This window comes from Flavobacterium sp., from assembly GCF_027482425.1.
Lineage (GTDB): Bacteria > Bacteroidota > Bacteroidia > Flavobacteriales > Flavobacteriaceae > Flavobacterium.
The window spans coordinates 13,276-28,530 of record NZ_JAIXWA010000054.1; the positions used below are offsets into that span (position 1 = coordinate 13,276).

Here is a 15,255-nt window from a genome sequence, read left to right on the forward strand (position 1 = left end):
AAATTAAATCCATGAAAAAAGGCGTCCTTTCTGTAATCGTGCTCTTTAGTGTTTTGTTACATGCACAAGACAAGCCAGCGTATCAATTATTTGATAAAAATGGGAAAAAGGTGAGTTACGGCAAAATGCTTAAAGCCGCTGCGGCTACTGAAGTGGTGTTGTTTGGTGAATACCATAACAATGCCATTTGCCATTGGTTGCAATTGGAGTTGACCAAGGATTTGGATGAAGTAAAACCCTTGGTCATGGGGGCTGAAATGTTTGAAGCCGATAATCAACAAGCGGTGAATCGGTATTTGGCCGACAGTATTACCCAAAAACAATTGGACAGTACGGCGCGGTTGTGGTCCAATTATAAAACTGACTACAAGCCCTTGCTGGATTTTGCCAAAGAAAAGAAGATAAAGTTTGTAGCGACAAACATTCCCCGCCGGTATGCTTCGATGGTAGCCAAAAAAGGATTTGAAGTCTTAGAAACCTTAACGCCTGAAGAGAAATCCTGGATGGCGCCGCTACCGATGCCGTATGATGCGAATTTACCTGGATACGTCAATATGATGAAAATGATGGGCGAACATACGAGTCCAAATATGCCCAAAGCCCAAGCCACCAAAGATGCGACGATGGGGTATTTTATTGTACAGAACCTTCAGCCAGGAACGGTTTTTTTACATTACAACGGGACGTACCATTCCGACAATTATGATGGAATCAATTGGTATTTAAAAACCTATCAACCGGGTTTGAAAGTTATGACCATTGCCGCGGTAGAGCAAAAGGAGGTGGGAAAACTTGAAGTGGAGCATTACAATAAAGCCGACTTTATTCTCGTTATCGATGAGGATGTAACAAAGACGTACTAGTTTCGTCTAGAAGGTAAATGCAATACGTATGAAAAAATGGATCGCTTTTGGAATTGCTTTATTGGTTTTTGTGCCCTTTTACTCTTGTGATCAGGAAGAAACGGTTGCAGAGCCGTATTTGGTGGTCCGGTTTCAATTTGACCCCAATCAAGTGCGGTTAAACAATTTGGGACAACCCGCGACGGTACCTTCAGGACATGCCGCACAATCGCCTACATTCAATACCCTTGGAGCGCATTATTTAGAGCTATCCCAAAATGCCAATACGCAATTAGGCCAAGGTTTGGTGGTTTATCATGCCCCTGAGACCAATGCTGGAGGTGCGACGGCCATTGACTTTAATCAATCTAAGATTGTTGCCGAAGGAGCGGTTTTTCTGAAAATACCCTTACGCACTTTGGCACAAGGCACCTACGAGTGGGTACGCGTTTCGTTATCCTATCAAAATTACGGCATTTCGGTTCGGCATTCGGGCACGGATTATGCGGGGACCCTGGCGAGTTTTGTGGGGTATAACACCTATATTACAAGTCATGCATTAGGAAATAATTTTTTTGCTGTCGATGGCAATCGGGCGCAAGGGTATTGGGCGTTTGCCTTGAATGATTTCCCGTATTCGTCTTCTGGACAAGCGCCTGCCGGGGCAACGACCGTACCCAATCCCCTAGCAGCTACATCGCCAATCCCTGCGGGGTCGTGTGTCGTAACAGGGAAGTTTCCCGCAGCACTACAAATCACAGGTAACGAAACCCGCGATATAGCACTTACGCTTTCGCTTTCCAATAACAATAGCTTTGAGTGGGTAGAGGTAGTGCCCGATGGCAAGTATGAACCTGCTGCAGGTGAAACGGTAGTCGATATGGGCTTGCGGGGTTTACTTCCAACCTTTGAAAAATAAGCGCTCTTTTTTTCGTATTTCTATTTTTTTATCTGGTTTTGTCAACATTTTTGCAGTCCCCTAAACGCTTTTTAAATTCATTATAAATTAGTGCGAAAAGGTTGTAGTTAACTGCAAGAACCCTTATTTTTGTTTGATTTTTTAAAAAACTATTACAATCAAATAAAAATTATGGCAAAATCTGCACTTCTGAAGTCCTCCATTGCAAAAAAATATTGGATGGCGCTAACGGGTTTATTTTTATGCTTGTTTTTGGTCGGTCACTTGCTGGGGAATCTCCAGTTGATTTTCAGTGATGCCAAGCATTTCAACGATTATGCGTTGTTTATGACGACCAATCCAGCGGTAAAAATTCTTTCTTACCTCACTTACATTTCCATCATTTTCCATGCGGTAGATGGTATTTTATTGGCTTTTCAGAACAAAGCGGCTCGTCCAGTAGGCTATGCCAAAGTGAATGCGTCGGCTAGTAGTAGTTTGGCGTCTCGCAACATGGCGGTGTTGGGCACTCTTATCTTAGTTTTTATTGTAACCCACATGGCTAATTTTTGGGCTCGCATGCATTTTGATGAAAACATGCCTATTGTAGTCAAGGAAATGAACACGGGTATGGGTGTAAAACAGCGTGTGGCTGTGGGAACTAAAGAGTCTCCTAATCCCTATTTTCAAATTGACGAAAACGGTCGTTTTGGAGCAAAAATTTTAGAAGGTATCAAAACACAATCCATGGGTCAATATGACCTAGCGGTTCGCGATTTGACAACAGTCTACAACAAAAAAGATGGCGAAGTAATTTTTATTGGTCAAAAAGACTTATACAAAATCACCATCGACTTGTTTAAAGATAAAAAATGGGGAATGGCTGCCACAGGATTATATGTATTGGCTATGTTGGTTTTGGCTTTTCACTTGTTGCACGGGTTCCAAAGTGCCTTCCAATCGATGGGCGTAACCAGTCGTAAGTTAACGCCACTCATCAAAACATTTGGAACTGCTTTTGCTATTTTGGTTCCTGCCTTGTTTGCTGCGATTCCTGTTTACATTCATTTTTTCTTAAAATAATCAACATCACGATATGAAGTTAGATTCAAAAATACCGGAAGGTCACATTTCAGAAAAATGGACCAATCACAAGAATAACTTAAAGCTAGTAGCGCCCAATAACCGTCCAAAAATTGACATTATTGTGGTAGGTACTGGATTGGCTGGAGCTTCTGCGGCAGCTTCTTTAGGAGAAATGGGATACAATGTAAAAGCATTCTGTTTTCAAGATTCACCCCGTCGTGCGCACTCGATTGCCGCGCAAGGAGGGATTAATGCCGCCAAAAACTACCAAAATGACGGAGACTCTGTGTACCGTTTGTTTTACGATACTATTAAGGGTGGTGACTACCGTGCTCGCGAGGCTAACGTTCATCGTTTGGCTGAAGTGTCAGGAAATATCATTGACCAATGTGTGGCGCAAGGTGTTCCCTTTGCACGTGAATACGGCGGAATGTTGGACAACCGTTCTTTTGGAGGAACTCAAGTTCAGCGTACATTCTATGCGGCGGGTCAAACGGGACAACAATTATTACTAGGTGCCTATTCGGCTTTATCCCGTCAGATTGGATTGGGACGTGTGCAGATGTTCAACCGCCACGAAATGTTGGATTTAGTAAAAGTTGACGGAAAAGCCCGTGGTATCATTGCGCGTAATTTGGTCACCGGTGAAATCGAACGTCATTCAGCACATGCTGTAATTATTGCTTCTGGGGGATATGGAAATGTGTATTTCTTATCGACCAATGCGATGGGAAGTAACGTAACCGCAGCTTGGAAAGTACATAAGCAAGGCGCCTTGTTTTCCAATCCTTGTTTCGTGCAAATTCACCCTACTTGTATTCCCGTTCACGGAACTAACCAATCCAAGTTAACCTTGATGTCGGAGTCGCTTCGTAATTCAGGTCGTATTTGGGTGCCAAAGAAAAAAGAAGATGCGGAAGCCATTCGCGCTGGGCAATTGAAACCCACGCAAATTGCCGAAGAAGATAGAGATTATTTCTTGGAAAGAAGATACCCTGCCTTTGGTAACTTAGTTCCTCGTGACGTAGCTTCACGTGCTGCTAAAGAGCGTTGTGATGCGGGATATGGTATCGAGGCTAATGATACGAATGAAGGGGTATATTTGGATTTCTCTACTGAAATTCAGAACAAAGGGAAACAAGCGGCGTATGCCTCTGGAAATCACAATCCTTCTGCAGAAGAAATTACCCGTTTAGGTAAAAAATGGTTGGAAGAAAAATACGGTAACTTGTTTACCATGTACCAAAAAATTACCGATGAGAATCCGTATGAAACTCCAATGAAAATATACCCTGCGGTACACTATACTATGGGCGGTGTTTGGGTAGATTACAACTTACAATCGTCGATTCCAGGTTGTTTCGTGGCGGGAGAAGCCAACTTCTCTCATCACGGGGCCAACCGTTTGGGAGCTTCTGCCTTGATGCAAGGATTAGCCGATGGGTACTTTGTGTTGCCCTACACGGTTTCAAATTATTTGGCGGACGATATTCGTACCGGTAAAATTTCAACAAGCTTACCCGAATTTGACGAAGCAGAAAAACGCGTCAATGACCAAATTAATAGCTTCTTGTCCAATAACGGAACCAAAACAGTCGATTATTTTCACAAACGCCTCGGATTGATTATGTGGAATAAAGTCGGCATGGGACGTAACGAGCAAGGCTTAAAAGAAGCTATTAGCGAAATCGATGCGTTACGGGCCGAATTCTACAAAGACGTGTTTGTGCCAGGAAGTGCCGATGAATTGAATCAAGAATTGGAAAAAGCGCTTCGCGTGGCCGATTTCCTTGAATTGGGTCAGTTGATGGCGATGGATGCCCTAGAGCGTAACGAATCTTGTGGAGGTCACTTCCGTGAAGAATACCAAGACGCCGAAGGGGAAACGCTTCGTGATGACGAAAACTACGCTTTTGTGAGTGCTTGGGAGTACAAAGGTCCCGATATCAGCAAAGAAGAACTTCATAAAGAAGAGCTGAAATACGAGTATATTAAAATTGCAGCGAGAAACTATAAATAATTGAAACATGGCTTCTAAAAAGAACATCAATATAAATTTGAAAATTTGGCGTCAAAAAAATGGAAACGTCAAAGGACAATTGGTCGATTATAAGTTGGACAACGTCTCTACCGACAGTTCCTTCCTTGAAATGTTGGACCAGTTGAATGAACAATTGGTATCCCAAAAACAAGAGCCTGTTGCTTTTGATCACGATTGTCGTGAGGGAATTTGCGGTTCCTGCTCTTTGTTTATTAACGGACGTGCGCACGGACCTGATATGGGTATCACCACCTGTCAGTTGCACATGCGTATGTTTAAAGATGGCGACACCATTTACGTAGAGCCTTGGAGAAGCCGCGCGTTCCCAATCATCAAAGACTTGGTAGTGGATCGCAGTGCCTTCGACCGTATCCAACAAGCAGGAGGGTTCGTTTCAGTAAACACTTCAGGTCGTACGATCGATGCGAATACCATTCCAGTGCCCAAAGAAAATGCCGATAAAGCGTTTGAAGCGGCCGCTTGCATCGGATGTGGAGCCTGTGTCGCCACCTGTAAAAACGGCTCGGCTATGTTGTTTGTTGGCGCCAAAGTATCCCAATATGCTTTGTTACCCCAAGGTAAAGTTGAGGCGACACAACGTGTAATGAACATGGTACGCCAAATGGACGAAGAAGGATTCGGAAACTGTACCAATACAGGGGCGTGTGAAATCGAATGTCCGAAAGGAATTTCCTTAGAAAACATTGCGCGCATGAACCGCGAATATTTAAAAGCTAGTCTTAAATAATTTCCTTACAAAAGGTTAATTCATAAAAAAGCACTTCTTCGGAGGTGTTTTTTTTTGGGGCGAGTCCCCGATGAAAAAGCTTCTATTTTCATAATCATTTCCCGCCATCGGGGTCGGGTCATCCGCCGTGCGCGGCACGTTGCTTCTCCCCCTCTCGCAATCCCTGCGCAAAAAAACGTATATTTGAATACAACAAACAAACAACATAAATGAAATCCCTTTTCACACTCTTACTTTCAACATGGGTGCTACTACTCCCAGCTCAAAATAATACTTCCTTTGTCAACCCTATGATCGGAACCGACGGCCATGGGCACACCTTTCCCGGTGCCACCTTACCCTATGGAATGGTGCAACTCTCCCCCGACACGCGTATTGATGGCAGCTGGGACGGTTGTTCGGGCTACCATTATTCCGATCCTGTAATCTACGGTTTTTCCCATACGCATTTAAACGGAACCGGCTGCTCCGATTACGGCGATATTATGCTTATGCCCACGATGGGCGATGTTTCTTTTGACCCAAAAGGCTATGGCTCTCCTTTTTTACATACCACCGAAAAAGCCAGCGCAGGCTATTATGAAGTTCGCCTCGAAAAACACCAAATACAAGCGCGATTCACGGCTTCTACACGAGTGGGTTTTCACGAATATACCTTTACAAAAGAAGGGTTAGCCAATCTAATTCTCGATTTAAACCATAGAGATAAATTGCTATATGGCGAAATACGTGTGGTCAATAATTATACGCTCGAAGTACTCCGTCGTAGCGAAGCTTGGGCCAAAGATCAATGGGTGTTTGCCCGCATTGAATTGGATACTCCCATGAATATAGTTCGTGTTGAAGCCGATCGCTCGCAACAAAATGATTTTTATTCGGGGACAGTTTTGAAAATTGCGCTTCAAAAAAGCGTTAAAGCCGGAGACAAAATTAAGGTTAAAGTTACCCTTTCGCCTACTTCCTACGAAGGAGCTCGTTTAAACAGTAGTGAGGTGACGGGTTGGGACTTTGAGTTGGTTCGTAAAAATGCCGAAAAAGCCTGGGAAGCGGAATTGTCAAAGATTCAAATTTCAACCTCCAATGCCGACCAAAAAACGGTCTTTTATACCGCGCTTTACCATACGATGATGCAACCCAATATCGCTCAAGATATTGATGGCTCCTACCGAGGGCGTGATAATCGCATTCATAAAGCAGAAGGCTTTACCTATTATTCGGTTTTTTCCCTGTGGGATACCTTCCGGGCCGCCCATCCCTTGTATACCTTAATCGATAAAAAACGTACGGCCGATTACATCAACACGTTTATCAAACAATACGAACAAGGAGGACGATTGCCGGTTTGGGAATTGGCGTCCAACGAAACGGATTGTATGATTGGTTACCACGCGGTCTCCGTTATTGCTGATGCGATGGCCAAAGGAATTCAAGGATTTGATTATCAAAAAGCGTTTGAAGCTTCCAAACATTCGGCGATGCTCGATCATTTGGGACTGCAAGCTTACAAAAAACAAGGGTTTATCGCTATGGACGATGAGCACGAAAGTGTATCCAAAACCTTAGAATATGCCTATGACGATTGGTGTATAGCGCAAATGGCGAAGATTTTGGGTAAATCAGAGGATTACCACTATTTTATGAAACGCGCCCAAGCATGGAAGAATGTGTTTGATCCGAATACGGGTTTCATGCGCCCCAAGAAAAATGGGGGTTGGGATAAGCCATTTGATCCACGGGAAATCAACAATAATTTTACCGAAGGCAACAGTTGGCAGTACTCCTTTTTTGTCCCCCAAGACATCACCGGTATGATTGAAGCCTATGGAGGTGCTGCAAAATTTGAAGCCAAATTGGATGAAATGTTCACTAGTGAAAGCAAAACCACTGGACGCGAACAAGTGGATGTGACCGGACTCATCGGGCAGTATGCACACGGAAATGAACCCAGTCATCACATGGCGTATCTCTATAATTTCATCGGAAAGCCCGAAAAAACCAAGGAAAAAGTCCACTATATCCTAAATACCTTTTACAAAAATAGCCCCGATGGGTTGATTGGCAATGAAGATTGTGGTCAAATGAGTGCGTGGTATGTATTGAGCGCTTTAGGAATGTATGCCGTAACTCCGGGAATTCCCGAGTGGACGCAAACACAGCCTTTGTTTTCTTCGGCGACGATTCAATTGGAAGACGGATCACGTGTTGCCCTAACTCCCGAAACCTCAAAAACGCGTTTGGGAATTTCAACGGTTTCAAAAACAGACCAAGCGAATTTCCTAACTGCACCCAAAATTGTTCCCGTTCCCGTTATTGAAGCCGCTCATAAAGCGTTTAAAGACCAAATGCAGGTGACGATTACCGCCCAGCATCCTTCGCATACGATTTTCTATTTGGTTACCGTAAAAGGAGCCGATTATTCAAGAGTGAAGCGAACCTTCGTTCCTTATGTAGGGCCATTTACAATTGATTCAACGTCAACCGTGAGTGCTTATGTGATGGATGGGAAACAAACGAGTCAAACGATTTATGCTGCGTTTTTCAAAAAACCCAACAATTATTCGATTGCAATAGCTTCTACCTACAATCCACAATACCATGCTGGTGGCCCTGAGGGATTGCTCGATGGAATACACGGGACAACCAATTGGCGAAAAGGCGATTGGCAAGGCTATCAATCCCAAGATTTTGAAGCCGTAGTCGATTTGAAAGAAACCAAAAGCATTAGCACGTGCAAAACCTTCTGCTTGCAAGATACCCGTTCTTGGATTGTCATGCCAACACAAGTAGCCTATTACAGTTCGCTCGATGGGGTTGATTTTACATTGTTGGGAACGCTGACGCATACGGTCGACCCGCAAGATTATGAAAATTCGATCCATGATTTTGCATTGCAGTTGCCCAAATCCATTCAAGCCCGCTATATCAAGGTAAAAGCCATCAATTACGGCAAATTACCCGAGTGGCATATCGGTGCAGGTGGAGATGCTTTTATTTTTGTGGATGAAATTGAAATCAACTAACGATGCAAGTAGCCTTAGTTCAAACCGCTTTAGAATGGGAAAATCCCAGTGAAAATAGAGCTTTATTGGATAAAAAATTAAGCGCTATTTCGCCACATACCGATTTAGTAGTTTTGCCCGAAATGTTTACTACAGGTTTTACCATGCATCCCAATTCCTGTGCCGAAACCATGGAAGGCCCTACGGTGGAATGGATGCGACGTTGGGCGCATCAACTGCAAGCGGCCCTTGTTGGCAGTGTGGTCATCGAAGAAAACGGATTGTTTTATAACCGTTTGCTTTTTGTAACTCCTGAAGGTGATATTTCGATGTATGACAAAAAACACCGCTTTACCTTGGCGGGAGAAGATCGCGTATATGAAGCCGGAAGTCACCGAGTAATCATTGATTATAAGGGATGGAAAATTTGCCCTTTAATTTGCTACGACCTCCGATTTCCAGTGTTCTCACGCAATACAGAGGAGTATGATATATCGCTATATGTGGCAAATTGGCCAGCACCACGTATACAAGCCTGGGATGTTCTTCTACGAGCCCGTGCGGTCGAAAATATGTGTTATACCCTTGGCGTTAATCGCGTAGGAATCGACGGTAATGGGTTGGAATACCCAGGTCATTCTCAAGCAGTCGATTGTTTTGGAAACTACCTTCTGTTACCCCAACAAATGGAAGAGGTGTTCATCGTAGAAATGGATAAAGAAAAATTAGTAGAGGCTCGATCACGATTTCCCTTCTTAAACGATCGCGACCCTTTTACCTTATAACATCAAGGGCCTAAATCAATGGTCTGCTCGGCATCCCAATTCATGCGAACTTCAATGGGCTCAGGATAGTAATAGACTTCCTCGCTTTGTTTTAACTCCATAAAGTTACCGGGAGTCCATTTTCCATCTTTGTCATCGTCATAAATTATGCGCACAGTAAACGTATTGGGCTGAATTAATTCAAAGGAAAAGGATGTTGATTTATCGCTATATGACGAAGCTAAAACCTTGCCTTGATTGTCTGTTAATTCTACCAAAATGGGGAATCGCTTGGCATTTTTTAGATTGAGTTTTAAATTTCCATAATCGGCATAATCCCCCGTATTCGTATTGAGTTGAAGCGTGTCATTTTTTTGTTCAAACCAATCTGTTAGGGCACCTGGTAAAGCCGAAAATTTGTATTTTTCTTGAGGTTCTTTGTTAAAAAGGACGGCCAACGTATTGCGGTATTCATTATACTGCAACGTAAACTTAACCTCAGAGGAATCTTTTCGTAGCAAACGCATCAAACTCGGATCCCATTTTTTGAGCGGAATAGAAGGCTTTATAAGCAAGGTATCTCTAAACGGTAAATTGCCTCCCGGACCAATCCCTATTTGAAGGCTGTCTTTTTTGGCGTCTCTAACTTTAAATCCGAAGGTTTTTTGATACTTGTCTTTTTGCATGTGTAACGTAAGGGAATCTCCTTTGGTAGCATTGAACCAAACTTCAGCCGAGTCTTTACCGGCCAGTTTCACCAAACGATGGGGGATCACCTCATTTCCTTTTTGAAGTTTCAACGAAGCCTTGGAAATAGACCCTTGAAAGCCTACCAATACCCGTGATTTTTTTTGATGCGATGTCGAAGTAATGCGTAATTCGCGCTGTGGACTAAACAATTCGAGTTGATAAACGGTATCATTGGGGATACGTACAACATCGCGTTGGAATCCAATTTTTTCTGTTTGGGGATCAAAGCGATTGTTTTTGTTGAGGTCTTTTATGGCAATTAATCGATACGTACCTGATTTAAGGTTTTCTAAACGCACCACTTTGGCGCTATCCAGCGAATTGGCAACATATTTGGGTGCTTTTTTAAACACAATTGAGTCGGTGTAATTAGCATCCACTTCATAAAGCATTACCGATACAAAATTATCGGATTTCCGTTCGAGAGCATCTTTAATTTTTACCCCCAAATGCAAGGTGTCAATGGCGGGTCCTGTAGAGAAAACAAAGCGAAATTGTTGGTACGGATTTCCTTCGTTATTGTCTTGAATGCTTTGTCCAAAATTGAAACTATACGTGGTATTGGGTTGTAAGGTGTCTTTAATTTTTATGGTAAGGATTTTACTCGGGTTTTGTGGAGTCACCTCAGGGGCGGTATTCATAGGAGGCGAAACGACCAATTGCTTTTCCAAATCCTTGAGCTTAACATATTCATCAAATTGCAGTTTTATGATATTGCCTGAAAATTGGGTGCTAAAATTCTTAGGGAAACTCGAGACCAAATGCGGCGCGAGCGAATCTTTAGGCCCCCCGGTAACATTCCCACGACGAGCACAAGAAGGCATCCAACCGATGAGGGTGATAAGAAGGAGGATAAATACTGCTTTTTTAAACATAAATGCCTGAAATTACTTCGCAAAGTAACAATTATAATTGGGGAAGCGAAAATCTTTTTGAGGAGATTTAACGAATTTATTGACTCATGGCCATACAAACAATACTAATTTTTGCCCCTGGGATTTTCAGCAGTTCGCGCGCACAAGCTTCCAAGGTTGACCCCGTAGTGATCACATCGTCGACCAACAGAAAATGTTTGTTATGAAAAGCCTCAGCCTCACAAAGACCAAAAATATCATGAACCACTTCCGATCGGCCTAAAATCGATTTCTTCGTTTGCGTTTTTGAATACAGCTGCCGCACAAGTAACGAACGAAGGCAGGGAATACTAAACTGTTCTGCCAGTGCATTTGCGTAAGAATCCACTTGATTGAATCCCCTTTGCCGTTGTTTACGAGGGTGAAGGGGAACAGGAATGATAAAATCGGGATATGGCGATGGGAAATTTCGTTGTAAAACCGCGCCATGCCAATGACCGATGGCTGTCCCTATAGCTTCTTGTCCTTTGTATTTTAAGTGGTGAATGAGTTCCTGCACGGCCCCTTTTTTGTGAAAATACAACAAGGCTCCACCATACACCAACGGGATGCGGCCATAGAATTTTCGTACGATCTCATTATCGTTTTGCCGATGGTGCATCGTTTGTGGAAGCTCATGCCGGCAACGGGTACAAATCACAAATTCTTGATGGAGTAAGAGCGCTTGACAGGCAGCGCAGGTTTCGGGATAAAACAGGCGAATAAGATGCGAAAACATGGGCGTATAAATAAAAAAATAAAGATATAAAAAACACGCTAATCCTCATCGCTACAAGGCAGTTTTTTATATTTTTGCACCACTATGGCAAAACAAGAAGATATTTTCAAAAATGTAGTTTCGCATGCAAAAGAGTACGGATTTATTTTTCCGTCGAGCGAAATTTATGACGGATTAAGTGCCGTCTATGATTATGCACAAAACGGTGCTGAATTAAAGAAAAACATTCGCGAATATTGGTGGAAGGCAATGGTGCAAATGCACGAGAACATTGTGGGTATTGATGCGGCCATTTTAATGCATCCTACCACTTGGAAAGCTTCAGGGCACGTTGATGCTTTTAACGACCCTCTCATTGATAATAAAGATTCCAAAAAACGCTACCGCGCCGATGTTTTGCTAGAGGATTATTGCGAAAAATTACAGCAAAAAGCGCAAAAGGAAATCGATAAAGCCCGTGAACGTTTTGGCGATTCGTTTGATGAACAACAGTTTGTCACGACGAATGGACGTGTGGTGGAGTATTTATCGAAAAAGAAATCCATTCTAGAACGCATGGCCAAGTCTTTGGACAGTGGCGATTTGGAAGATGTAAAAGCCTTGATTGAAGAATTAGAAATTGCCGATCCTGAAACGGGTTCGAAGAATTGGACAGAAGTACGTCAATTTAACTTGATGTTTGGCACCAAATTGGGCGCTTCTGCTGAAAATGCTATGGATTTGTATTTACGTCCCGAAACCGCTCAAGGAATTTTTGTCAACTTTTTAAACGTTCAGAAAACAGGACGAATGAAAGTACCTTTTGGGATTGCTCAAACAGGGAAAGCGTTCCGTAATGAAATCGTTGCGCGACAATTTATTTTCCGGATGCGGGAATTTGAGCAAATGGAAATGCAATTCTTTGTGAAGCCAGGAGAAGAGATGAAATGGTATGAATACTGGAAAGAAACGCGACTTAAATGGCATTTATCATTGGGATTGGGTGCAGCGAACTACCGTTTCCATGATCATGAAAAATTAGCACATTACGCCAATGCGGCGGCCGATATCGAATTTAATTTTCCTTTTGGCTTTAAAGAATTAGAGGGAATTCACTCCCGCACCGATTTTGACTTGAAAGCACACGAGCAGTATTCAGGTAAAAAATTGCAGTATTTCGATACCGAAGAAAATAAAAATTATGTGCCTTATGTGGTTGAAACTTCGGTAGGTTTGGACCGTATGTTCTTGGCGGTATTTTCTAAAGCATTACAAGAAGAAACTTTAGAAGACGGCAGCACACGAACCGTTTTGCGTTTGCCTAGTGTTTTAGCTCCGACTAAAGCTGCAGTTCTTCCTTTGGTTAAAAAAGATGGATTGCCCGAAATTGCGCGTGCTATCATTGAGGATTTAAAATGGGATTTTAACGTAGCCTACGATGAAAAAGATGCCGTGGGTCGTCGTTACCGTCGTCAAGATGCTTTAGGAACACCATTTTGTATCACGGTAGATCACCAAACGCTGGAAGATCAAACAGTAACCTTACGCCATCGTGATTCTATGGTGCAAGATCGAGTGTCAATTACGGCGCTTCGGGGCATTATTTTGGAAGAAGTATCGATGCGCAATTGGTTAATGCGAACGAAATAAAATAGAAATCAAATAAAAAAGCGGCTCATTCCTAGAACGAGCCGCTTTTTTTATGCATCTTCCTCCCGAGGAAGCGTTATGTCAGTGAGTAGAAAGTCTTTCACTTTGTCCCAAGTTTTTATATTAAGGGAATAGTAAATGTTATTTCCTTTGGATTTCCCTTTAATAAGTTTGACGCGTTTTAATTCCGATAGGTGCTTCGAAACCGTAGATTGGGCTAATGGCAGTACTTCTAAGATTTCTCCACAGGAAGAGGCAGGGGCTTGCATCAAAAACTGTAAAATTTTCAATCGTGCGGGATTTCCCATGGCCTTTAATTTGTCGGCTAAATCGTTGATTTTAAATGAAAAACCCTGCGTTTTAGTGATTCCCATATCGCTAAGTATAAATTTAAAATTGCGGTTCGTGTTAATGGTAGCCTTAAAGGTAATGTAAATCGTTCAAACGAAAAAAATTCGACAATTTTTTCAATTATAATTTTGTTTATAAAGTTGTTTAAAAATAGTATTTACAAGGCTTGAGGGACAGTTGTAATAGTTTCTATATTCATATATGTAAAAATAGCCTTTTTGCGAAAGGATATTTGAACGAAGTTTTACCAATAAAAGAAGTCATTTCTTACAAACAATACCGCTTTTATCGACCGTTTTTTCAGTTCACCTATTTTTTAGGATTGCAGAATCCGATGGTCGATTTTGGGTGCTTTTTGTGAAGCGTTTCTTTTATTTTAGCCCTTGCGTGCCCCCGCAAACAGTGAAACTTTTAGTATTTTGATTGTTATAGACTTAACCGCAATTCCCAATGGAAAGCACTAGTGCTTTGCTCAAAAAGTAAAGCTTTGAAGACCATTTCCTTTGTTGTATTGGACGATAATCCCCAACGGATGCAAAAAACAGCAGCGGTTGCGGTAGGTTTTTCGTTTATGACCTTCTTAGGTTCGGCTGCTTCGGCTGAAGAAGCTTTGGATTTAGTGCTGGAAGTTCGTCCCGACATGGTTTTTTTAGAAATAGACCCCGAAGAACCTGAAAATGGGTTGTCTTTGGCTTTGATTAGTGAATGGTACCGTTATCTTGTTCAAATACCCCAAGTTATTGTTACCACCAAAAATGACACCCTTTGTTTACAAGCTTTCAAGTACGGTGTTTTTGATTATTTTATCCATCCAGTAACGACTTCCGAACTCCGTAAAACGCTGTTGCGCTTGGAGAAAACAATGGGTTATACACTTCACCAACCGACTGCCGTGCACGAAGTAGCGCCTGTGACAACCCCAGTTTCACAACCTCAAGCAGTTCCTTTTACTTCGCTAAATACAGAATTTCACACAGCAAAAGCGCCAGAGGAAACTCCAATTGGAACGGAAGTAGCTGTTGCAAATGAGATGCTTGAAGAGGCCAAGGTGATCCAAGAAGAGGTAGCTTCAGAAGCCGATACTTCCGAGGAAGAATCGGTTACAGTGGCCGAAAATCCAGCTACGATAATCGAAGTCAACACCCCCCAACCGTTGGTGATTTGCGTCAAATCTTACGGAGATTATCGCTACATTGATGCCGATGAAATTTGTTATTTGCAAGCCGATAACAATTCGACGGATATCCATTTGAATACAGGTGAAATGATTACCGCGTTTAAAACCTTAAAGCACTTCGAAGGGGTATTGCAATCGCCTTTTATTCGCATTCACAACAGTTACATTGTCAATAGGAACTACATCGGTCGTATTCATACAGGAAATTCGGTGTGTCACTTAAAAAATTCGACGGTAAAACTACCTTTCTCTAAGTCCTATAAAGACAATATCGACCTCATAATCAATCAAATTGCTTCAGGGAACTATTTGGAGATTTAAGGAAGTTTTCTTTTTTT

At 42.4% G+C, this 15,255-nt stretch carries 12 protein-coding genes; 9 read left to right on the top strand and 3 right to left on the bottom strand.

Annotation, left to right across the window (positions count from 1 at the left end):
- The first annotated feature begins 11 nt into the window (after positions 1-11).
- From Q0037_RS07410 to Q0037_RS07440, 7 genes are all read left to right on the top strand, one after another.
- Positions 12-863 carry a ChaN family lipoprotein gene (locus Q0037_RS07410; protein ID WP_297517009.1) on the top strand — a complete coding sequence of 284 codons (852 nt, stop codon included), beginning with the start codon at positions 12-14 and terminating at the stop codon, positions 861-863.
- 28 nt (positions 864-891) lie between these two features.
- Complete coding sequence (locus Q0037_RS07415) at positions 892-1,761, top strand: hypothetical protein (protein ID WP_297517010.1); 870 nt, start codon at positions 892-894, stop codon at positions 1,759-1,761.
- A gap of 171 nt (positions 1,762-1,932) precedes the next feature.
- Entirely contained in the window at positions 1,933-2,823 is an 891-nt protein-coding gene (locus Q0037_RS07420) for a succinate dehydrogenase cytochrome b subunit (RefSeq protein WP_297517011.1), read from the top strand.
- A 13-nt stretch (positions 2,824-2,836) separates the two neighbouring features.
- Positions 2,837-4,846, top strand: coding sequence for a fumarate reductase/succinate dehydrogenase flavoprotein subunit (locus Q0037_RS07425; protein ID WP_297517012.1), 2,010 nt, complete (start codon positions 2,837-2,839; stop codon positions 4,844-4,846).
- Positions 4,847-4,853: 7 nt separating this feature from the next.
- Entirely contained in the window at positions 4,854-5,615 is a 762-nt protein-coding gene (locus tag Q0037_RS07430; protein WP_297517013.1) for a succinate dehydrogenase/fumarate reductase iron-sulfur subunit, read from the top strand.
- Between the two features lie 209 nt (positions 5,616-5,824).
- Positions 5,825-8,635, top strand: coding sequence for a GH92 family glycosyl hydrolase (locus Q0037_RS07435; protein ID WP_297517014.1), 2,811 nt, complete (start codon positions 5,825-5,827; stop codon positions 8,633-8,635).
- A gap of 2 nt (positions 8,636-8,637) precedes the next feature.
- Positions 8,638-9,399 (top strand): amidohydrolase, encoded by a 762-nt coding sequence (locus tag Q0037_RS07440; RefSeq protein WP_297517015.1) that lies wholly within the window; start codon positions 8,638-8,640, stop codon positions 9,397-9,399.
- 2 nt (positions 9,400-9,401) lie between these two features.
- Here the strand turns inward: Q0037_RS07440 and Q0037_RS07445 are convergent, their stop codons facing one another.
- Positions 9,402-11,003 carry an Ig-like domain-containing protein gene (locus Q0037_RS07445; RefSeq protein ID WP_297517016.1) on the bottom strand — a complete coding sequence of 534 codons (1,602 nt, stop codon included), beginning with the start codon at positions 11,001-11,003 and terminating at the stop codon, positions 9,402-9,404.
- 76 nt (positions 11,004-11,079) lie between these two features.
- A complete protein-coding gene (locus Q0037_RS07450; protein WP_297517017.1) occupies positions 11,080-11,760 on the bottom strand; it encodes a ComF family protein in 681 nt (226 codons plus the stop codon).
- 84 nt (positions 11,761-11,844) lie between these two features.
- Here Q0037_RS07450 and Q0037_RS07455 point away from each other — a divergent pair, with 84 nt between their 5' ends.
- Positions 11,845-13,389 (top strand): glycine--tRNA ligase, encoded by a 1,545-nt coding sequence (locus tag Q0037_RS07455; protein ID WP_297517018.1) that lies wholly within the window; start codon positions 11,845-11,847, stop codon positions 13,387-13,389.
- Positions 13,390-13,439: 50 nt separating this feature from the next.
- Here the strand turns inward: Q0037_RS07455 and Q0037_RS07460 are convergent, their stop codons facing one another.
- Complete coding sequence (locus tag Q0037_RS07460; RefSeq protein WP_297517019.1) at positions 13,440-13,763, bottom strand: helix-turn-helix transcriptional regulator; 324 nt, start codon at positions 13,761-13,763, stop codon at positions 13,440-13,442.
- A 464-nt stretch (positions 13,764-14,227) separates the two neighbouring features.
- Between Q0037_RS07460 and Q0037_RS07465 the strand changes: the two genes are divergently transcribed.
- Positions 14,228-15,238, top strand: coding sequence for a LytTR family transcriptional regulator DNA-binding domain-containing protein (locus Q0037_RS07465; RefSeq protein WP_297517020.1), 1,011 nt, complete (start codon positions 14,228-14,230; stop codon positions 15,236-15,238).
- The last annotated feature ends 17 nt before the right edge of the window (positions 15,239-15,255 follow it).

Excerpts from the sequence above, each read along its gene's own strand:
- Q0037_RS07410 (WP_297517009.1), top strand. The coding sequence starts at position 12 with ATGAAAAAAGGCGTCCTTTCTGTAATCGTGCTCTTTAGTGTTTTGTTA.
- Q0037_RS07455 (WP_297517018.1), top strand. The coding sequence starts at position 11,845 with ATGGCAAAACAAGAAGATATTTTCAAAAATGTAGTTTCGCATGCAAAA.
- Q0037_RS07415 (WP_297517010.1), top strand. The coding sequence starts at position 892 with ATGAAAAAATGGATCGCTTTTGGAATTGCTTTATTGGTTTTTGTGCCC.
- Q0037_RS07435 (WP_297517014.1), top strand. The coding sequence starts at position 5,825 with ATGAAATCCCTTTTCACACTCTTACTTTCAACATGGGTGCTACTACTC.
- Q0037_RS07425 (WP_297517012.1), top strand. The coding sequence starts at position 2,837 with ATGAAGTTAGATTCAAAAATACCGGAAGGTCACATTTCAGAAAAATGG.
- Q0037_RS07450 (WP_297517017.1), bottom strand. The coding sequence starts at position 11,760 with ATGTTTTCGCATCTTATTCGCCTGTTTTATCCCGAAACCTGCGCTGCC.
- Q0037_RS07430 (WP_297517013.1), top strand. The coding sequence starts at position 4,854 with ATGGCTTCTAAAAAGAACATCAATATAAATTTGAAAATTTGGCGTCAA.
- Q0037_RS07445 (WP_297517016.1), bottom strand. The coding sequence starts at position 11,003 with ATGTTTAAAAAAGCAGTATTTATCCTCCTTCTTATCACCCTCATCGGT.
- Q0037_RS07440 (WP_297517015.1), top strand. The coding sequence starts at position 8,638 with ATGCAAGTAGCCTTAGTTCAAACCGCTTTAGAATGGGAAAATCCCAGT.
- Q0037_RS07460 (WP_297517019.1), bottom strand. The coding sequence starts at position 13,763 with ATGGGAATCACTAAAACGCAGGGTTTTTCATTTAAAATCAACGATTTA.
- Q0037_RS07420 (WP_297517011.1), top strand. The coding sequence starts at position 1,933 with ATGGCAAAATCTGCACTTCTGAAGTCCTCCATTGCAAAAAAATATTGG.